The organism is Nonomuraea sp. NPDC026600 (assembly GCF_040638335.1).
Classification (GTDB): domain Bacteria; phylum Actinomycetota; class Actinomycetes; order Streptosporangiales; family Streptosporangiaceae; genus Nonomuraea.
The window spans coordinates 108,159-126,425 of sequence record NZ_JBEZYD010000005.1; the positions used below are offsets into that span (position 1 = coordinate 108,159).

The following is an 18,267-nucleotide window of genomic DNA, read 5'->3' on the forward strand; positions in this document are numbered from 1 at the left end:
TGACCGAGATTTACTACGACGACCAGGCCGACCTCTCGATCATCCAGGGGCGTCACGTGGCCGTGCTGGGGTACGGCAGCCAGGGCCACGCCCACGCGCTCTCCCTGCGTGACTCGGGCGTCGACGTGCGCGTCGGCCTCCCCGAGGGCTCCAAGAGCCGGGAGAAGGCCGAGAACGACGGCCTGCGCGTCCTCACGCCCTCGGAGGCGGTCGAGGAGGCGAACCTCACGATGATCCTGGCGCCGGACCACATCCAGCGCCACCTGTACGCCGACCACGTCGCACCGAACCTCGTCGAGGGCGACGCCCTGTTCTTCGGCCACGGCCTGAACATCCGCTACGGCCTCATCGAGGCCCCCGAGGGCGTCGACGTCTGCATGGTCGCCCCCAAGGGTCCCGGCCACCTGGTCCGGCGGCAGTTCGAGGCCGGGCGCGGCGTGCCGGTCCTCGTGGCGGTCGAGAAGGACGCCTCGGGCAAGGCCCTCGACCTCGCCCTCTCGTACGCCAAGGGCATCGGCGGCACCCGCGCCGGCGCGCTGCGCACCACCTTCACCGAAGAGACCGAGACCGACCTCTTCGGTGAGCAGGCCGTGCTGTGCGGCGGCGTGTCGGAGCTCATCAAGGCGGGCTTCGAGACCCTCATCGAGGCCGGCTACCAGCCCGAGGTGGCCTACTTCGAGTGCCTGCACGAGATGAAGCTCATCGTCGACCTCATGTACGAGGGCGGCATCTCGAAGATGTACTGGTCGGTGTCCGACACCGCCGAGTACGGCGGCTACACGCGTGGACCGCGCATCATCACGGACGAGACGCGCGCGGAGATGCGCCGCATCCTGGGCGAGATCCAGGACGGCACGTTCGCTCGGCAGCTCGTGGAGGAGTTCGACGGCGGCCAGAAGGAGTTCACGCGTTTCCGCGAGGAGCTGGCCGTGAACCCGATCGAGAAGACCGGCGCCAAGCTGCGCCCGATGATGAGCTGGCTCAAGGCCTAACCAAAGGTCCTCGCTACGCTCGGACTGTTTTTCTTTTGAGCTACAGGCGAGGTCCTCGTTTGAGGGCTTCGCCCGATGGCTCGGGCTGTGTTTTTTGGGGGCTCAGCGCCCCCCACAAGGGCGTGGTCCTCGCTACGCTCGGGCGTTCTGCCCGAGGGCGAGGGCTGCGCCCTCGCGCTGTCGCCAGATCTTGGCTGTTGGGGCTTCGTTCTGGTTGGGCCGCAAGAGCCCCCTCACAAGTGCTGCTGTGTCGCGAAGGGCATCGGCGCTGTCCCTCGCGGTTGGGATTGGTCCTGGTCAGGCGACACGTACCGAGTGAGGTCCGACGCTGATCGTCACATCGACATGTCCGCCGAGTGCGGCCGCATAAGCGCGGATGGTCTCCAGCCCCATCGATTCCAGGTCGCCGTTCTCGATCTGGGAAACGCGCGCTTGTGAGATGCCCAGGGCGGCTGCCACCTCGGACGGACCTGCGCACACCCGCTGTCCACCGAGCCTAAGGCTTGTTTACCGAGGCGGAACCTTCGCCTGGCTGATCCAGCGATACGGCAAGATGTGACGCATGTTCGGCTCACCCCTGTCCGCCCGGCTTGAGCGTTCCAGCCGGATCCTCGTCGCCGGCGCGGGCGGGGGCTCCGACGTGTACGCCGGGTTACCCCTCGCCCTGTCCCTTCGGGAGGCCGGCAAGGAGGTGCATCTGGCGAACCTGTCGTTCAGCCACCTCGACGCCCTCGACCTCGACGTCTGGCTGTTCGAGGACGTCGCGGAGATACGCCCGGACACCGAGGCCCGCGACTGGTACTTCCCCGAGGGCTGCCTGGCCCGCTGGCTGGCCATGCACGGCCAGCCGTCGACCGTGTACGCCTTCCCCAAGGTGGGCGTCCGCCCGCTGCGCGCCGCGTACGCCAAGCTCGCCGAGCACCTCGACCTGGACGCGATCGTCCTGGTGGACGGCGGCACCGACATCCTCATGCGCGGCGACGAGGCCGGCCTGGGCACCCCGGCCGACGACATGACGAGCCTGGCCGCCGCCCACGCCCTCGACGTCCCTGAGAAGATCGTGGCCTGCCTGGGCTTCGGCGTGGACGCCTATCACGGCGTCAACCACGTACAGGTCCTAGAGAACCTGGCAGCCCTGGAACGCGATGGCGCCTACCTGGGCGCGTTCTCCGTCTCCAGGTCCACGAAGGCGGGCGCGCTCTACCTCGACGCCGTCGCCCACGCCCAGGCCGAGCTGGCGGCCTACCCGAGCATCGTGAACGGCTCGATCGCGGCGGCCGTGCGCGGCGAGTTCGGGGACGTGCGCTTCACCGACAGGACGAAGGGCAGCGAGTTGTTCGTCAACCCGCTCATGGCCATCTACTTCGCCGTGGACCTCGACGCGCTGGCCCGGCGCTCGCTCTACCTGGACCGGCTCCGGGACACCGCGCTCATGCGCCAGGTCGTCTCCGTCATCGAGGCGTTCCGCGACGAGGTAACGCCCCGCCCGCCGAAGGCATTTCCGCATTAGAGGCTTGATTTCACAATTGCGCGCGGAGGAGGCTGCCAGCCAGGCGGTCAGCATCTATCGCTCCAGCGGTGTGGTCCAGTCCGTCGAAGCCGAGGAAGTGGAACGCTGTACCGCCTACTTGCGCACGTTCGGGAAGGTCGCACAGGTCCAGTTGCGCGCAGTTCTCGAAGGACTGGCGGACGAAGTCAACAAGCTGGGCACCCTGCCGGAGTTCCTTCTCGGGAAGCTGGCGAGGGAGCTCGGCCGGTACCCGCGATGTGACGATCACGAAGGATGTGAACAAGGGACTTTGGTTGCGGGCCAGAGGCCAGCGGTCCCTACCTCGGGGTGTGTGACCTCGGGGGAGGAGGGGTCTCGCGGCCCGAGCGTCATCAGGCCGAGTTGTCCAAGCGTTTGGCCGACGAGCTGTCCGCCGTTCGCCTGTGCCCTGATGAGTGGCTGGCTGGGCTGGGCATCGATCTCCATGAGGCGGACGCGCGTGACCGGCTGGAAGGTCTCTTCCGGCAACACGCGTACAGCCTTCTGGGTCTCGGCCAGACTGTGATCTTGGAGTTCGGTTTCTGGGCTCGAGTTGAACGTGATGAGCTGCGGTTCCGTGCTCGCGTACTTGGTGCTGCGGTCGAACTGCGCTACTTGGATGTGCCCCTCGACGAGCTGCTGCGGCGCCTGGAGGCCTGTAATGGGGCAGGCGCGCCGGACGCGGCTGTCATTACGAGGAACATGATCGAGCAATGGGCCAAGGACTTTGACCGGCCAGAATGAGCTTGCTCTCTTCGATGGGGCGCGGGTCCGGCAAGGCCAATAGCTGGCAGTTGGAACGATCCGTCGGCGTGGCACGCCGGACCTCCCTTTTTGTCATGCGCGAGAGGTTGTCCGCAAGGGCGAGAGCTGACCATATTGATTAGATCAGTTGATAAATCTCCCCGGTCCCCGGCTCGTCCCGCCCTGCGATGATCTTCGTGCATTGTCCCAAGTGGTGAAGGGGAGTCAAATATGCGTGTACGGACTGCGCTCGCGGGTGCGGGAATCGCCGCCCTGGCGGTCATCGGACTCGGTGTGCCCGCCCAGGCTGCCAGTTGGCAGCCCTACGGGGTCTACGGCAGCCACTACGCGTGTGTGGACGCCGGTCAGCAGTATGTGCGTGAGAACTTCAATGCGTACAAGTGCACCGACGTGCCCACCGGCTACATGCTCTGGCTCAAGTAGTCCTGCAACCGGCCCCCGGTGAGCCGGGGGCCGGTAGCCGGCGGCGTGGCGGTCACGGTGAGCACGTGAAGGTAGCTCAACGCCCCTGGCGTTACACACGGGCAACCGCCACCGGGCCTCGAACAGCTCCGCGACCACCTGCGGGAGACGTCCGCGCCGAGTTCCGCGCGAGACCCGGACTCCGGACCGGGCGCGTACCTGACGCGGGGCTTCCGGGTGGATGTTCAGGCTCCGGCGGGCCGGACACGGACGAGTAGTCGTACGAGCGGGAGCAGGACCAGCCAGCAGGCGACGCTCAGATAGATGTGGATCAGAGCCGCGCCGGCGCCGAGGAGGAACACCACCGGCGTTGCCAGCGTCTTGAGCTGGATCTCCCGTTGCAGGGCGGGCGAGATGTCGTCCAGCAGCGAACGGTGCTTGGCGTAGTGCCACAGAGCCGCGCTCAGGGTGCTCGGCGCGAACAAGCTGAGGCCGTAGATCAAACCAACCATGGGCGAGGAGAAATAGTTGCCGAGCAGCGCCGTGGGGAACGGAAGGAACGCGACGCCGAGCAAGTACACCAGGTTGAGCCACATCAGGATCTGGTCGTAGCGGCGGACGTGCCGGAACATCCGATGGTGGGTTATCCAATACTGGCCGATCACCAGAAAGCTGAGTACGAAGGCGAAGAACTTGGGCGCGCGCTCCCACAGGGCCGCACTCAGGTCAGCGAGGGGTTCCTCAGGGACCGACAGTTCGACGACCAGCAGCGTGATCGCGATCGCGAAGACCGCGTCACTGAAGAACGCGATTCGCTCCACCTCGGAGGCGGACTCGGAGATCTCGGGCCTGCGCCACAGCCGTGGAGGCACTGTCCGATCACCGCCCCCGTTTGTCATCGGCTGCTGGAGCATCCCAGTAAGGCCGCAGAATGCCCGCTGATCGGTGAGTCCAGCCATTCCGCTGCCCATTGATGTCGGTGTCTCCGCGCCCGCCGGCGCTGAGGCTGTCCCCCAGGGCGAGGTAGTTCTTCCACGCCATTTCGGCCTCCGCCACTGAGAAGGGACGATCGGCTTGATCTTGACGCCGGATAGGCGTGTTTGACAAGGACGTGTGAACGTCGAGGAGTCAGAACACGACGCCCGCGGTGAGCAGGACGTTGGCGTACGGGGTGAACTCGCCGGAGCGGACGGCCGCCCGCGCCGAGGCGGTGGCCTGCTTGAACTCGGTGTGCGGGACGAACCGCAGAGGGATGTTCAGCCGCGCGAACCGCTCCTGGAGCTCCTCCAGCATCGCGGGACTGCGCTGCCTGATCTCTTCGGCCAGCAGAACGCCCTCCACCTGCATCTCGTCCAGGACGGCGTCGAGCACGTCCAGAAAGCGCGGCAGGTTCTCTCTGATCGCGAGGTCGACCCGCTCCACCCCCGGTGGGATGGGCAGGCCCGCGTCGGTCACGACGATCCGGTCGGTGTGGCCGGCCTCGCAGATCACACGTGCGAGCTGGGCGTTGAGCGTTCCGCCGTTGCGCCTCATGAGGAAACTCCTTCAGGGATGAGTCTTCCTGGAGCCGTGTTGCCGGTTGGAGCTCTTTTGAAACCGTTGTCCGTTCGGCGGCGAAGTCGAGTGTCCTGGTCGGGCCATATGCGCTAATAGGGTGAGCACATGTCGCCGCTCCGGACCCGAATGGCCGCCCGCGACCTGGGCGAGCCTCATCGTGTCTCGAGCCCTCTCGAGTTGCTCTTCGATCTCACCTTCGTCGCCGCCGCGTCGCAGATCGTGGGCCGGCTCGCCCACGCGACCGAGCAGGGGCATGGCGTGGAAGCGATCGGGCCGTTCCTCATGGTCTTCTTCGCCATCTGGTGGGCGTGGATGAACTTCACGTGGTTCGCCTCCGCGTACGACACCGACGACGTGCCGTACCGCGTCATGACGCTCCTGCAGATGGCCGGCGTGCTCGTGCTCGCGGCCGGGGTGCCCGCGGCGTTCGACGGCGACTTCACCGTCGTGACGATCGGCTACCTCGTCATGCGGGTCGGGCTGGTGAGCCTGTGGTCGCGCGCGGCGGTCGCGCACCCTGAAGGACGCGCGACGGCGCTTCGCTACGCGATCGGCATCTCGCTCGTCCAGGTGCTCTGGGTGTCCAAGCTCGCGCTGCCGGGCGGCGGGCCGGTGTGGGTGTTCGTCGTGTGCGCCGTCCTCGACCTCGCGGTGCCGCCGATCGCGGAGCGTACGGGGTCGACGAGCTGGCACCCGCACCACATCGCCGAGCGGTACGGGCTGTTCACCATCATCCTGCTGGGCGAGAGCGTGCTCGCGGCCACGAACGCGGTGCAGGGCGCGGTCGCGCACGGGCTGAGTGCCGGCCTCGTCGTCATCGCGATCGCCGGTCTCGTCATCCTGTTCGCGCTGTGGTGGATCTACTTTTCCGAGCCGGCCGGCGACGGGCTTGAGGAGCGACGGCAAAGGTCGTTCTTCTGGGGCTATGGGCACTACCTGATATTCGCGGCGCTCGCCGCGCTCGGCGCGGGTCTTGAGGTCGCGGTGGCGTCGGTAGGGGAGGGGGAGCACCACATCGTGGCGGGTGCGGAGGTCGTGGTCGCCTCGGTCGCCATCCCGGTGGCCGTCATGCTCGTCCTGTTGTGGGTGCTGCACGCACCGCTGGTGAGCCGTACGGTCGTGCGGCCGGAGGCGATCGGTGTCGCGGTGGCGCTCGTGCTGCTCGCCGCGTTCATCGCGCCGAGCATCGGCGTCGCCGCGGGACTGAGCGCCATCGCCGCGGTGCTCGTGCTCTTGCTCGTGACGACGTTGGCGCGCGAGGCCCGCCGAACGCTGCCCGCATCCGCCCCATGAAGTCGGCGGCTGCGCCCCATGAAGCCAGCGGCTAGCGCGGGTCCATGCCGCGCAGCAGGAGGGCGAGCCCGCCGCGGAACTCCTCGTCCGTGGTGACGCCGTCCGAGTGTCTGGCGGTCTCGGACAGGTAGGGGAGTTCGGCGTGGTCGGCGATGACCTGGGTGCCCGGGCCCGCGAGTGGCCCGAGGTGTTCGAGCTGGATCGCCCCGACGACGTACGCGAGCAGGCAGCGCAGGGCGATCACCCGCTTCCCGCCGTCCAGCCCCGCCTCGGTGAGGATGGCGGCCAGCGTCTCTGACCAGCGCAGCACGCTCGCGGACTGGTGCCGGTGGGTGATGAGCAGCGGCACGATCCACGGATGGGCGCCCACGACGCCGCGCACCCGCTCGACCATGATCTCGATCTGTTCGTGCCAGGGCCGGGCCGTGCCGGGAGGGGTGGTGTCGACGGTGCCGAGGACGAGTTCGATGACGAGTTGTTCGAGCTCGCCGCGGTCGTCGACGTATCGGTAGAGGCCCATGGTGCTCATGCCGATCTCCTGCGCGACCGCGCGCATCGACAGCCCGGCGAGTCCGTCGCGGTCGATGACGGCGAGGGCGGCCGTGGCCAACTGGCCGGGAGTGAGTGAACGTGGGCGCGGCATGGCAGTTGACAGCGTACGGCATACGCCTATCATCGTAAGCGTATGTCGTACGCCTACAGGAGGTTCAGATGCGTGTCGTCGATGCCAGAGAGCTGACCGCGGTGTCCGGCGGGCCGGTCGCCATTCCGGACCGGGAGCGGCTGGTCCACCTCCAGTTCCGGCGGTTCGCCGGATGTCCGGTCTGCAACCTGCATCTGCGGTCCATTGCGCAGCGGCATGGCGAGATCGAGGCGGCGGGCGTCCGCGAGGTCGTGGTCTTCCACTCGCCCGCAGAAGAGCTGGCCGAGCATACGCCCGGCCTGCCGTTCCCGGTGATCGCCGATCCGGGCAAGCTGCTGTACGTCGAGTTCGGCGTGGAGTCGGCGGCCCGCTCGCTGCTCAACCCGCGCGTGTGGGGGACGATCGTCCGCGCGGTCGCACTGAGCACGTGGGGGATCCTGCGCGGTCGCGAACGCGGCCCGGCCGCCAGGCCGCACGGCGGCCGGTTCGGCCTGCCCGCCGATTTCCTGATCGGCCGGGATGGCCGGGTGCTCGCCGCCAAGTACGGCGAGCACGCCTACGACCAGTGGTCCGTCGACGAGATCCTCGACCTGGCGTCCCACGCGCCGAAACCCAGCCAAAAGTAGTCCCAGGCGTCGAAACCCAGCCAAAACTAAGGGACCCTCGTCCCGGACACCGCACGCCTCATTGACCGGCTGACGGCACCTCGACGAACGACGCCGCGAAGGAGTTGCGGGCGATCTGGTCGAGCTGTGCGTCCGTCATGCCCAGCTCGTCGCGGAGCGCCTGGTAGTTGTCCTCGACGTAACCGCCGAAGTACGCCGGATCATCGGAGTTCACCGTGACCATCAGGCCCTCGTCCAGCATCGCGGGCAGGATGTGGTCGCGCAGCGACGGCACCGTGCGCAGCCGGACGTTCGACAGCGGGCACACCGTCAGCGGGATCCGCTCCTCCCGCAGGCGGGCGACCAGCGACGGGTCCTCCATGGCGCGGATGCCGTGGTCGATCCGCTCCACCTTGAGCACGTCCAGGGCCTCCCACACGTAGTCGGGGCCGCCCTCCTCGCCGGCGTGCGCGACCCGGCGCAGGCCCTCCGAGGCCGCCATGTCGAACACCCGGCGGAACAACGCCGGCGGATGACCGACCTCCGCCGAGTCCAGCCCGACGCCGATGAAGTGCTCCCGGTACGGCAGCGCGGCCCGCAGCACCTCCTCGGCCTCCTCGGCACCCCGATCGCGCAGGAAGCACATGATCAGGGCCGCTGACACGTCGCTGTCCTTGAGGGCGGCCGACAGCCCGCCGAACACCGCCTCCAGCGACACGCCCCTGATCAGATGCGCCTGCGGGTCGAAGAAGATCTCGGCATGCCGTACGCCCTGCGCCTGCGCCCGCCTCAGGTAAGCGGTGGCGAGATCGTAGAAGTCTCGGTCGGTGCGGAGCACGGCCATGTTCTCGTAGTAGATGTCCAGGAACGACTGGAGATCGGCGAAGTCGTACCGGGCCCTGATGGCCTCCGCGTCGAAGGTCGGCAGGTCGATCCCGTTACGCCTGGCCAGCTCGACGACGAGCTCGGGTTCGAGGGTGCCTTCGATGTGCAGGTGGAGTTCCGCTTTGGGCCGCATATGATCGAGTAAACCTGACAACGCGCCGGCCACGGTATCGTGCGAACCTCCGAACTGTCACTCGTTGACCTGGCATAACATCAGATTCATGAGGCTGGCGGATCTGTTGGGGCGCGACGACCTGGGCCTCGTGCCGGTGACCGGTCACGAAGGGCTCGGCAGGGAAGTGAAACGGGCCTATCCGACGGATCTGCCCGACCCTCGGCGCTATCTGCGTTCCGGCGACCTCGTGCTGACCAGCGGGGTCTGGTACACCCAGCCGTCCGACTGCGAGACGTTCGCCGACGCGCTGTGGACGAGCGACGCCGCCGGGTTGATCGTCGGGCTGGTCGTGCTGGGGGAGCTGCCGGACGCGCTGGTCAAGGCGTGCGAACGCCGCCGGTTGCCGTTGCTCCTGGCCGCGCCCGACCAGTCGTTCGGCGCGATCACCGAGGTGGTGACCGAGGAGGCGTTCGCGGCCGAGCGGCGCAAGGACGAGCGGGCCAGGGCGCAGACGCTGCTCGACCTCCTGGGCACGCAGCGGATCGCGCCCGGCGAGGTGTCGGCCCACCTGCGGCTGCTCGGGGCCGATCCGGGGCTGCCGACCACGGCCATGGTGGTGGCCAGGACAGGCGGCACCGACGATGACGACGTGCCCGCCATCATGTACGCGCTGGACCGCAGAGGCCGGCATCTGGTCGTCGGCGGGCGGTCCGACGAGGCCATGGTGCTGGTGAACGGCAAGGTGTCGCGCCAGGCACTGACCGAGGAGTTGCGCCTGCTCGTGACCAACCGGCCGGGGATGCGGGTGGCGGCCGGGATCAGCGACGCGACCGCCAGCGTGTCGCAGCTCGGCGAGGCGCTGGAGACGGCGCGGCGCGGGATGGAGTCGGCCCGCTACGGCGAGGGGCCGGTGTCCGTCATGTCGGTCGCCGACGTCGACAGCCACGAACTCCTGCTTGCCCAGTTGCCCATGAGCGTGCGCCGCTCGTTCAGGGAGCACCTGCTCGGGCCGATCATCGAGTACGACGCCCGGCACGGCTCCGAGTTGCTGCGCACGCTCGACGTCTTCCTGGAGACGTGCGGCTCCTGGCAGCGGACGGCCGACGAGCTCTATGTGCACGTCAACACGTTGCGCTATCGCATACAGCGGATCGAGGAGCTGACCGGGCGGCGGATGTCGTCGATGCGCGACCGTACGGACCTCTATCTGGCGCTCAGGTCAGGGCAGCCGGCCCGCGACGAGCCGGCCACGTGAGACCACGGCGACGATGTTCGCCACGGCCAGGTCCGCGATCCGCTCCCACGGGCGGCCGCGCAGCACGATGAAGTCGGCCCCGAGGCCCGGCGCGATCCGGCCCACCGGCATGCCGATCGAGTCGGCGGCGTCGGAGGTGGCCGCGCGCAGCGCCTCCGAGGCGGACATGCCCAGGATCTCGGTCATGTGGACCACCTCGGCGAGCTGGTCGCCGAACTGGACGTGGTGCCCGTTGGCGTCGGTGCCCAGGACGAAGCGGACGCCCAGCCGTGCCGCCTCGGCGAGCAGCACGTTGCGCGTGGCCACCAGCTCGGCGGCCTTGGCCATGGACTCCGCGGTGACCGGGACCCGGCCGTCGGCGATGGCCTCGTTGATCAGCAGGGTCGGCGCGACGGGCGTGCGGCGGGCCGCGAGCACCTCGGCGAGGTCCCCGCTCAGCAGCGTGCCATGCTCGATCGAGTCGACGTGCTCCTCGACGGCGACGCGGATGCCGTCCTCGGAGTGGGCGTGTGAGGCGACCAGCATGCCGAGCGCGTGCGCCTCGTCGACGACGGCCCTGATCTCCTCGCGCGTGTAGTTGCGCCAGCCGTTCTTGTCGCCGATCGACAGCACGCCGCCGCTGGTGGTGAGCTTGATGCCGTCCATCCCGGCGCGGGCCCAGGTGCGTACGAGCTTGCGGCACTCGTCGGGGCCGTCGGCGGTGGGTTTGCGCTGCGGGATCGCGGGCGGCACGAACAGGTCGTTGTGCCCGGCCGTCATGCCGACCACGCCATGGACCTGGACGCGCGGGCCGGGCAGCACGCCGGCGTCGAAGGCCCGGCGCAGCGCGATCTGCGCCTCGTCCCCGGCCAGGTCGCGCAGGGTCGTCACGCCGTGGCGCATGGCCCGCTGGGCGTGGGCGACGCCGTGCAGCACCTGCTCGTCGCGGGTCGTGACGAGCGGCCAGGTGGCGAAGTCCGGCGGCGGGCCCTCGCCGGCGTAGCCGATCAGGTGTACGTGCGTGTCGACCAGGCCGGGGAGCACGCACAGGTCGTCGTACCGCTGCGTGGCGGGCCGCACCTCGCCGATCCGGTCCGGTTCCCAGCTCAGCTCGACCGGGCCCCTGAATTCGGTACCGTCCCAAAGCGGGATTCCGTCAAGTCTCATCTCATAAGCGACGCTACCGGACCCTCTCCACCGCTGGAGGGATCTACGGACCTCACCGGGCGCTCTCGTAGGGACCTACAGGGTCCGAAGCGCCGGGGCTGGGCTTTTCCCCACCTGATCATCCCACCCCATGCCGTGACCGGTTTTCCGTCACACGATGGTAATAATCACTGTATAGCTTCCTGACCTGCATGTTCATCGCCGTTCCAAGGAGAATTATGGCTACCCTCGACCGTCGCGCGTTCCTGCGGACGACAGGATTGGCCGGACTGGCGCTCGGCCTGGCCGCCTGTGGTGACGGCGGAACGTCCGGTGGGAGTGGGAGTGGGAGCGGGTTCGGCGCGGTCAAGATCCAGCTCTCCTGGAAGAAGAACGTCGAGTTCGCCGGCGAGTACTTCGCCGACAGCAAGGGCTACTACAAGGCCGCCGGGTTCTCGCAGGTGGAGCTGCTGTCGGGCGGCGGCTCCGGTACCTCGGTCGAGTCGGGCCTGACCACCGGCCGCTGCTGGATCGGCCTGTCGACGCCGACCATCACCGCGCCCGCCGTGCTCCAGGGCGCCCTGCTGAAGATCGTCGGCGCGACCTTCCAGAAGAACCCCTTCGCCATCGTCTCCCTCGGCAAGAACCCGATCCAGGACCCCAAGGACCTGGCCGGCAAGAAGATCGGCGTCCAGGACTCCAACGAGCTGGTCTGGAACGCGCTGCTCAAGGCCAACGACATCGACCCGGCGAGCCTGACGCGGGTGCCGTTCCAGTCCGACCCGTCGATGCTGACCTCCGGCCAGCTCGATGGCTATGTCGGCTTCGTCACCAGCGGCCCGGTGCGGCTGAAGATGCAGGGCGTGGACGCGGCGCACATGCTGTTCGCCGACCACGGGCTGCCGCTGGTCGCCGAGACGTTCACGGTGACGCAGGAGACGATCGACAAGGAGCGCGACAAGCTCAAGGCGTTCCTCACGGCCGAGATCAAGGGCTGGAAGGACGCCGTCGCCGACCCGGCCAAGGCGGCGGAGCTGGCCGCGAAGACGTACGGCAAGGACCAGAACCTCGACGTCGCCGAGCAGACCGAGGAGGCCAAGATGCAGAACGGCCTCGTCGTCACCCCCGACGCCAAGGCCAACGGCCTGTTCACGATGACCGCCGAGCTGATCGAGCAGAACATCGCCTCCCTCGCCAAGGCCGGGCTGACCGTCAAGGCCGAGAACCTCTTCGACCTGACGATCCTGGACGAGATCTACAAGGCCGACGCGAGCCTCAAGCTCTCATGACCGGCATCGGCATCACGGGGCTGAGCAAGACGTTCAGCAGAGGGCTGACCGCGATCGAGCACATCGACCTGGAGACGCCGAAGGGCTCGTTCCTGTCGCTGCTCGGCCCCTCGGGCTGCGGCAAGTCGACCGTGCTGCGCATCCTGGCCGGGCTCGAACAGCCCACCACCGGCGAGATCCGGGTGAACGGCGAGACTCCCGAGGAACTCCGCAGGAGCCACCACCTCGGCATCGCCTTCCAGGACTCGGCGCTGCTGGCCTGGCGCAGCGTCGCGGCCAACATCCGGCTGCCGCTGGAGGTCGCCGGGCTCAGGCCGGAGCCCGGCGTGATCGACGACCTGATCAAGCTGGTCGGCCTGCAGGGCTTCGAGAAGGCGCGGCCCGCCGAGCTGTCGGGCGGCATGCGGCAGCGCGTGTCGATCGCCCGCGCGCTGGTGGTCAAGCCCAGCGTGCTGCTGCTGGACGAGCCGTTCGGCGCCCTGGACGACATGACCCGCCAGCGGCTCAACCTGGAGCTGTTGCGCATCTGGACCGAGAAGCCCGCCACCACGCTGATGGTCACCCATGGCATCGGTGAGGCGATCTTCCTGTCGGACGTGGTGGCCGTCATGAGCCCGCGCCCGGGCCGGATCGTGGAGATGGTGAAGATCGATCTGCCGCGCCCCCGCGTGCCGGAGATGATGCGTACACCGGAGTTCCACGCCATCCACGACCACGTCAGCGACCTGCTCTTCGGGCACGGCTCGTGAAGGGGCACGGCTCGTGAAGCGGATCCACGGCCTGCTCGGCGTCGCCGTCCTGATCGCCCTGTGGTGGCTGCTCGCCGTGACGGTCTTCGCGGACGGCGGCGCGGTGCCGACGCCGTGGGCGGTTCTGGCCGGGATGGGCCGCGACGGCTGGGGCTTCTACGGCCCCAACACGACGGCCACCGTCAGCGCCGCGCTGCAGGGCTTCCTCTGGGGCAACGGCCTGGCCATCGGGGTCGCGCTGCTCGTCCTGCTCGTCCCGCGTCTGGAGGCTGTGGCGACGCAGCTCGCCGTGATCAGTTACTGCATCCCGCTGCTGGCCATCGGCCCGATCGTCCTGGTCGTCTTCGGTGGTGAGGCCGCCGTGGTGTTCCTGGCCGCCGTCTCCGTCTTCTTCACCACGCTCATCGGCGCCCTGCTCGGGCTGCGCTCCGCCGACCGGACCAGCCTCGACCTCATCGCGGTGTACGGCGGCGGCCGCCTGGCCAAGCTCCGGCACGTCCAGATCATCGCGGCGCTGCCGAGCACGTTCGCCGGGCTGAAGATCTCGGCCCCCTCCGCGCTGCTCGGCGCGATCATCGGCGAATACCTCGGCAGCAACGACCAGGGACTCGGCGTCTCCTTGATGATCTCCCAGCAGCAGTTCCAGGTCCCGCGCACGTGGGGGCTGGCGCTCGTGGCCGGCCTGGTCGCGGGCCTCGGCTACGCGGTCGTCGCGCTGGTCGCGCGCGTGGTGACACCCTGGTCCTACGGCAGAGCGAGGTCCTCCCGATGATCGGCCGCATCGTGTTGCGGGTCGTCGGCCCGCTGCTGCCCTCCGTGGTCATCGTGGTGGCGATCTGGTGGCTGTCCCTGGAGGCGTTCGGCATCAGCCCGCTGGTGGGCAAGCGTCCCCCGCAGGTCTGGGAGTACCTGTTCGGCTCGTCGGCGGCCCACCGCGACGCGGTCTTCGCCGCTCTGGGCATCACGATCAGGGACGCGGCCATCGGCTTCACCACCGGGATGGTCGCGGCGGTCGTCGTGGCGATGGCGTTCGTGCTGTTCAGGACCGTCGAGCAGACGTTCATGCCGGTCGCGATGCTGTTGCGCTCGGTGCCCCTCGTGGTGATGACGCCGCTGATCACGCTCGTCTTCGGCCGCGAACTCGTCGGCGTCGCCGTCATCGGCGGCATCGTGGTGTTCTTCCCCGCCCTGGTCAACATCGCCTTCGGGCTGCGCTCCGCCTCGCCGCAGGCCACCGACCTGGTGATGGCGTACGGGGGCGGGCGGCTGACCGTGCTGCGCAAGGTGGCCGTGCCGACGGCGATGCCCTCGGTGTTCGCCTCCGCTCGGATCTCCGTGCCCGCCTCGATCATCGGGGCGCTCATCGCGGAGTGGCTGGCGACCGGGCAGGGGATCGGGGCCGGGATCCTGCGGGCGATCGGCGGGTTCCGGTACGACGAGGTGTGGGCGGACATCGTGGTGGTCACGGCCGTGTCGATCCTGGCGTACGCGGTCGTGGGCGTCGTCGAGTCACTGGTCCTGGCCCGCTTCTCGGACACTCGCGACTGACGGCGGTGGGGCTGGAAAGGGGTGCGGGCCCGGTCGCGGTCCGCTGTGCGGGGGGAGGCGCGACCGGGCCCGCCGGATGGGAGCGCCGTGGCGTTGCGGTGGGAACCGGCGCGGTGGCGCGCCTGGTGGAGGCCCGACGCTCCCTGGCTGGGTGGGGTTCTGTGGTCTAGTGGGCGGCGAAGTCCTGAGTCCAGTAGGGGCCCTTGGCGGACTGGCCGACGCCGATATGGGTGAAGGAGCAGTTCATGATGTTGGCGCGGTGCCCGGGGCTGTTGAGCCAGGCCTGTACGACCGAGGCGGCCGTCGGCTGGCCCATGGCGATGTTCTCGCCCCAGGTGCTGATCGGCGCGAAGCCGGCCGCCGAGATGCGGTTGCCCGGGGTCCGGCCGTTCGTGGAGTCGTGCTCGAAGTAGCCCCGGGCGGCCATGTCGGCGGAGTGCCGCTCGGCCGCCGCGTGGAGCTTGGGGTCGTGGGTGAGGGGGCGGCAGCCGTTCCTGGCGCGCGCCTGGTTGGTGAGCTTGACGACCTGGTCCTCGGCGGCCGAGGCGGTGCCGGTCTTCGACGGTGCCCGCGTCTCGCAGGACAGCGCCACGGACGGCGACTGGATCGGCTTGCTCTGGTAGTCCATGGCCACGACGTAGTAGCGGCCGGGGGCGGCGCAGCGGACGCGGGCGGCGATCCGGCCGTTCAGCACGGGCTTGGATCCGCTCTTCACCGTACGATCGGGACCGGCCATGGCTCGGACGATCCGGACTCTGAGCGTGGCCTTGGCGTCACAGCCGATCCTGCCGGCCGTGCCGGTGACCATGCCCCTGGACAGGGACGGCTTGGCGGCCAGGACCCGGCACGGGGCCTTCGTGCTCGCCGCCTGGGCGGTGGCGGGCGCGGGGAAGCTCAATGCCGCCAGACTTCCGAGGCAGACGAGTGCCTGGAGTTGTCCGCGCATCCTGTCCCTCCGGTGCTGCTAGATACTGCGTCGATCCCGCATTCTGGTAGGCCCGCAACGTCCATGTCACGAAAAACACTGCTATATCTGGAGTACCAGGTGACCCAATCGTAACGATGACCCCGTCGACCTCGGTAAACCTCCCATGCCACATAGGCGTCGGACGCCGAAAAAAATATGGCCGTGCGGCGTAAGGCCGCACGGCCATGGACGGACATCGCCGGCTCAGCACTCGCCGGGCGTCACCCGGGCGGTCAGCACTCGGCGGGCTTGAGCCAGGAGCACTCGAGGTCGGCCGTCGCGGTCTCACCCGTCGAGCGGAGCTGCGACACCGCGTCCACCGGCGCGGTCCGCGAGAACTGGGCGAGCCGGATGGCGATCTTGTCCTCGATGTCCTTCGGCGAGCTCGACAGGAACTGGTTGAGCATGATGGAGAACACCAGCGGCTCGCCCTCCGCGCTGTTCACATAGCCCGACAGTGACGTCACACCGGTCAGCGACCCGGTCTTGGCGTGCACGTTGTTCGCCGCGACGGTGTTGCGCATCCGGCTGCGCAGCGTGCCGCCGGTGAACCGGTCGGCGTTGCCCGCGATGGGCAGCGCGTCGTACCAGGTCTTGAACCACGGCTTGGCGCGTATGGCGCTCAGCAACTGGGCGATCGAGGTCGGCGTGAAGCCGTCGCGGCGCGAGAGGCCGGAGCCGTCACGCATGTTGAGCACCTGCACACCGTTGGCCTTGGCGAAGTCGGTGCTCACCTTGAGCCCGGCCGCCCAGGTGCCCTGGCCGGAGACCTTGCGGCCCATCGCCTTGGTCAGGATCTCGGCGTGGATGTTGTTGCTGAGCTTGAGGAAGGGCACCAGCAGCTCGCTCAGCGGCATCGACTGGTGCTCGGCCAGCGTGGCGGCGCCGGACGGAGCCGCGCCGGTGACGGTGGGGCCCGCCACGCGGACGCCGTGCTTGGCCAGCGCCTTGCGGAACAGCGACGCCACATAGCGGGTGGGGTCGTCGACGGCCACCCACTCCTGGTACGGGTCGGCCACGGTGCCGGTGATGACCACGGTGTTCGTGGCGTGCTGCCGTTCGATGAGCACGTCGGTCGTGGTGCCCACGGTGGCCTTGTTGACGATCTTCAGGTAGTCGGTCTCGGGCGTGGTCGACACCTTGACCTCGGTGCCGGAGGCCGCCACCGAGACGATCACCGAACCGGCGTCGTAGTCCCGGTCCGGGGAGGCGGTCAGCGCGGAGATCTGCGCCGCGTAGTAGGCCGTCTCGTCGTCCCAGGCCCAGTCGTTGCCGAGCCGTACGGAGTCGAACCACGTGTCGTCGGCGACCAGCTTGCCCGCGACCACCTTGATGCCCGCGGCGGCGACCTTGGCGGCCAGCGCGTCGTAGTCCTCGGCCAGCATCGTCGGGTCGCCGGTGCCGCGCAGGACCAGGTCGCCGGTCAGTACGGAGCCGAGCTTGCGCCCGCCGCTCAGCACTGTGGTGGGGAAGCGGTAGTCGAGGCCGAGCGTGTCGGCGGCGGCGGCGGAGGTGAACAGCTTGGTGTTGGACGCCGGGATCAGCAGCTTGCCGGCGTCGGTGGCGTACAGCTCGTCACCGTTGGCCGCGCTCTTGACGACCACGCCGGCCCGGCCGACGGTGAGCCGCGAGTCGGCGAGGATCTGGTTGATGTCCTGGGCCAGGTCCGCGACGCCCGCCGAGGGTTCGAGCGCGACGGCGGGTGAGGAGGGGCCGGACGCCCACGCGAGGGCCGCGACGAGCGCGCCCGCGACGAGGGATGCTGAGGTGCGCCGCATGGGGTCTCCAATGGGGACTGGGGGTCTCGCCTGGGATCATGCGGCAGCGCCCGCAGCCTGTAATCCGCAAATATCCGTATATTCGGGTCGGCTGTACGGCAGGCGCCGCCCATGGTCAGCCTGGCAGGCGGCCCTCGCTCATGAAGGACGGACGCGCTTACGAGAGCTGGCCCGCGTTCACCAGGAAGCCGCAGTCGCCGAAGGAGATCTCGTCACCCGACTTGACCTTGGCCGGCCCCACCAGCCGCCAGCCGTTCAGCCGCGTGCCGTTGAGCGAGCCCAGATCGACCAGCATCCATCCGCCGTCGTCCTCGCGCCGCAGCTCGGCGTGCACCCGTGAGACCGTCAGGTCGGACAGCACCAGGTCGCAGGCCGACCCGCGGCCGACCACGTAACGGACGCGGTGGTCGTCGGGCAGGGCCAGCCGGGGCAGGCGCGGCTTGCGCCAGGCCGCCTGGAGGCGGGTGGTGAAGTCGGAGGCGTTCGACACCGCGTCGGTCAGCCGCTGGCGGAACGTCCGGCGGCGGGGCAGGTCGGCGACCAGGTCATCGAGCTCGTGCCGGTTGCGTGCCCGCAGCGCCTGGTCCACCCGGCCGACGAAGGTGTCGTGGGAGATCCGCCCTTCGACGGCACGGTCGCGGAGCTCGTCGATCGCGCGATCGCGTTCCCCGTCGGACGCGCGGAACGGTGGATGCGTCGAGCTCATGCCCCGAGTATCGGCCTGAACCGCGTCCCCTGTCCAGAATATGCGGATCTCTTGCGTTGAGCATA

At 68.9% G+C, this 18,267-nt stretch carries 21 protein-coding genes; 11 read left to right on the forward strand and 10 right to left on the reverse strand.

The features are described 5' to 3' along the window. The first annotated feature begins 8 nt into the window (after window positions 1-8). Window positions 9-992, forward strand: a complete 984-nt coding sequence (gene ilvC, locus AB0F17_RS13440; RefSeq protein ID WP_358022334.1) for a ketol-acid reductoisomerase — start codon at window positions 9-11, stop codon at window positions 990-992. Between the two features lie 297 nt (window positions 993-1,289). Here the strand turns inward: ilvC and AB0F17_RS13445 are convergent, their stop codons facing one another. After that, window positions 1,290-1,451 (reverse strand): XRE family transcriptional regulator, encoded by a 162-nt coding sequence (locus tag AB0F17_RS13445; protein ID WP_358021160.1) that lies wholly within the window; start codon window positions 1,449-1,451, stop codon window positions 1,290-1,292. A gap of 103 nt (window positions 1,452-1,554) precedes the next feature. Between AB0F17_RS13445 and AB0F17_RS13450 the strand changes: the two genes are divergently transcribed. Beyond that, a complete protein-coding gene (locus AB0F17_RS13450) occupies window positions 1,555-2,502 on the forward strand; it encodes a DUF1152 domain-containing protein (protein ID WP_358021163.1) in 948 nt (315 codons plus the stop codon). Window positions 2,503-2,512: 10 nt separating this feature from the next. Here the strand turns inward: AB0F17_RS13450 and AB0F17_RS13455 are convergent, their stop codons facing one another. Further along, a complete protein-coding gene (locus AB0F17_RS13455) occupies window positions 2,513-2,770 on the reverse strand; it encodes a hypothetical protein (RefSeq protein ID WP_358021166.1) in 258 nt (85 codons plus the stop codon). A gap of 113 nt (window positions 2,771-2,883) precedes the next feature. Here AB0F17_RS13455 and AB0F17_RS13460 point away from each other — a divergent pair, with 113 nt between their 5' ends. Together AB0F17_RS13460 and AB0F17_RS13465 are read left to right on the forward strand one after the other, a co-directional pair. Next, on the forward strand, window positions 2,884-3,264 hold the full coding sequence (locus AB0F17_RS13460; RefSeq protein WP_358021169.1) for an AAA family ATPase: 381 nt from the start codon (window positions 2,884-2,886) through the stop codon (window positions 3,262-3,264). 231 nt (window positions 3,265-3,495) lie between these two features. Continuing rightward, window positions 3,496-3,708 (forward strand): hypothetical protein, encoded by a 213-nt coding sequence (locus tag AB0F17_RS13465; RefSeq protein ID WP_358021172.1) that lies wholly within the window; start codon window positions 3,496-3,498, stop codon window positions 3,706-3,708. 224 nt (window positions 3,709-3,932) lie between these two features. On the opposite strand, the gene AB0F17_RS13470 is transcribed toward AB0F17_RS13465, so the two are convergent. Both AB0F17_RS13470 and rbsD read right to left on the reverse strand, forming a co-directional pair. Then, entirely contained in the window at window positions 3,933-4,559 is a 627-nt protein-coding gene (locus tag AB0F17_RS13470; protein ID WP_358021175.1) for a TMEM175 family protein, read from the reverse strand. Window positions 4,560-4,815: 256 nt separating this feature from the next. Further along, window positions 4,816-5,220, reverse strand: coding sequence for a D-ribose pyranase (rbsD, locus tag AB0F17_RS13475; protein WP_358021178.1), 405 nt, complete (start codon window positions 5,218-5,220; stop codon window positions 4,816-4,818). A 129-nt stretch (window positions 5,221-5,349) separates the two neighbouring features. Between rbsD and AB0F17_RS13480 the strand changes: the two genes are divergently transcribed. Next, on the forward strand, window positions 5,350-6,537 hold the full coding sequence (locus AB0F17_RS13480) for a low temperature requirement protein A (RefSeq protein WP_358021181.1): 1,188 nt from the start codon (window positions 5,350-5,352) through the stop codon (window positions 6,535-6,537). A gap of 31 nt (window positions 6,538-6,568) precedes the next feature. Here AB0F17_RS13480 and AB0F17_RS13485 read toward each other — a convergent pair whose 3' ends face one another. After that, on the reverse strand, window positions 6,569-7,180 hold the full coding sequence (locus AB0F17_RS13485) for a TetR/AcrR family transcriptional regulator C-terminal domain-containing protein (protein WP_358021184.1): 612 nt from the start codon (window positions 7,178-7,180) through the stop codon (window positions 6,569-6,571). Window positions 7,181-7,248: 68 nt separating this feature from the next. Here AB0F17_RS13485 and AB0F17_RS13490 point away from each other — a divergent pair, with 68 nt between their 5' ends. Continuing rightward, window positions 7,249-7,806: a peroxiredoxin-like family protein gene (locus AB0F17_RS13490; protein WP_358021187.1), complete on the forward strand. Its 558-nt coding sequence runs from the start codon at window positions 7,249-7,251 to the stop codon at window positions 7,804-7,806. Window positions 7,807-7,864: 58 nt separating this feature from the next. Here AB0F17_RS13490 and AB0F17_RS13495 read toward each other — a convergent pair whose 3' ends face one another. Continuing rightward, window positions 7,865-8,803, reverse strand: coding sequence for an adenosine deaminase (locus AB0F17_RS13495; RefSeq protein ID WP_358021190.1), 939 nt, complete (start codon window positions 8,801-8,803; stop codon window positions 7,865-7,867). A gap of 88 nt (window positions 8,804-8,891) precedes the next feature. Between AB0F17_RS13495 and AB0F17_RS13500 the strand changes: the two genes are divergently transcribed. After that, window positions 8,892-10,040 (forward strand): helix-turn-helix domain-containing protein, encoded by a 1,149-nt coding sequence (locus AB0F17_RS13500; RefSeq protein WP_358021193.1) that lies wholly within the window; start codon window positions 8,892-8,894, stop codon window positions 10,038-10,040. Here AB0F17_RS13500 and AB0F17_RS13505 read toward each other — a convergent pair. Continuing rightward, entirely contained in the window at window positions 10,005-11,186 is a 1,182-nt protein-coding gene (locus tag AB0F17_RS13505) for an amidohydrolase family protein (protein WP_358021195.1), read from the reverse strand. The genes AB0F17_RS13500 and AB0F17_RS13505 overlap by 36 nt on opposite strands. A 218-nt stretch (window positions 11,187-11,404) precedes the next feature. On the opposite strand from AB0F17_RS13505, the gene AB0F17_RS13510 reads away from it, so the two are divergent. The 4 genes from AB0F17_RS13510 to AB0F17_RS13525 are packed head-to-tail and all read left to right on the forward strand — an operon-like array spanning window position 11,405 to window position 14,751. Further along, window positions 11,405-12,454 carry an ABC transporter substrate-binding protein gene (locus AB0F17_RS13510; RefSeq protein ID WP_358021198.1) on the forward strand — a complete coding sequence of 350 codons (1,050 nt, stop codon included), beginning with the start codon at window positions 11,405-11,407 and terminating at the stop codon, window positions 12,452-12,454. Then, window positions 12,451-13,203 carry an ABC transporter ATP-binding protein gene (locus AB0F17_RS13515; protein WP_358021201.1) on the forward strand — a complete coding sequence of 251 codons (753 nt, stop codon included), beginning with the start codon at window positions 12,451-12,453 and terminating at the stop codon, window positions 13,201-13,203. The genes AB0F17_RS13510 and AB0F17_RS13515 overlap by 4 nt, the downstream gene beginning before the upstream one ends. 13 nt (window positions 13,204-13,216) lie before the next feature. After that, entirely contained in the window at window positions 13,217-13,975 is a 759-nt protein-coding gene (locus tag AB0F17_RS13520; RefSeq protein ID WP_358021204.1) for an ABC transporter permease subunit, read from the forward strand. Beyond that, entirely contained in the window at window positions 13,972-14,751 is a 780-nt protein-coding gene (locus AB0F17_RS13525) for an ABC transporter permease subunit (protein WP_358021207.1), read from the forward strand. Before AB0F17_RS13520 ends, AB0F17_RS13525 begins: the two co-directional genes overlap by 4 nt. A gap of 166 nt (window positions 14,752-14,917) precedes the next feature. Here AB0F17_RS13525 and AB0F17_RS13530 read toward each other — a convergent pair whose 3' ends face one another. From AB0F17_RS13530 to AB0F17_RS13540, 3 genes are all read right to left on the reverse strand, one after another. Further along, window positions 14,918-15,697 (reverse strand): CAP domain-containing protein, encoded by a 780-nt coding sequence (locus tag AB0F17_RS13530; protein WP_358021210.1) that lies wholly within the window; start codon window positions 15,695-15,697, stop codon window positions 14,918-14,920. 254 nt (window positions 15,698-15,951) lie between these two features. Further along, window positions 15,952-17,496 (reverse strand): D-alanyl-D-alanine carboxypeptidase/D-alanyl-D-alanine-endopeptidase, encoded by a 1,545-nt coding sequence (dacB, locus tag AB0F17_RS13535; protein WP_358021213.1) that lies wholly within the window; start codon window positions 17,494-17,496, stop codon window positions 15,952-15,954. Window positions 17,497-17,653: 157 nt separating this feature from the next. Beyond that, window positions 17,654-18,202, reverse strand: coding sequence for a DUF1707 and FHA domain-containing protein (locus tag AB0F17_RS13540; protein ID WP_358021216.1), 549 nt, complete (start codon window positions 18,200-18,202; stop codon window positions 17,654-17,656). Window positions 18,203-18,267: the final 65 nt, after the last annotated feature.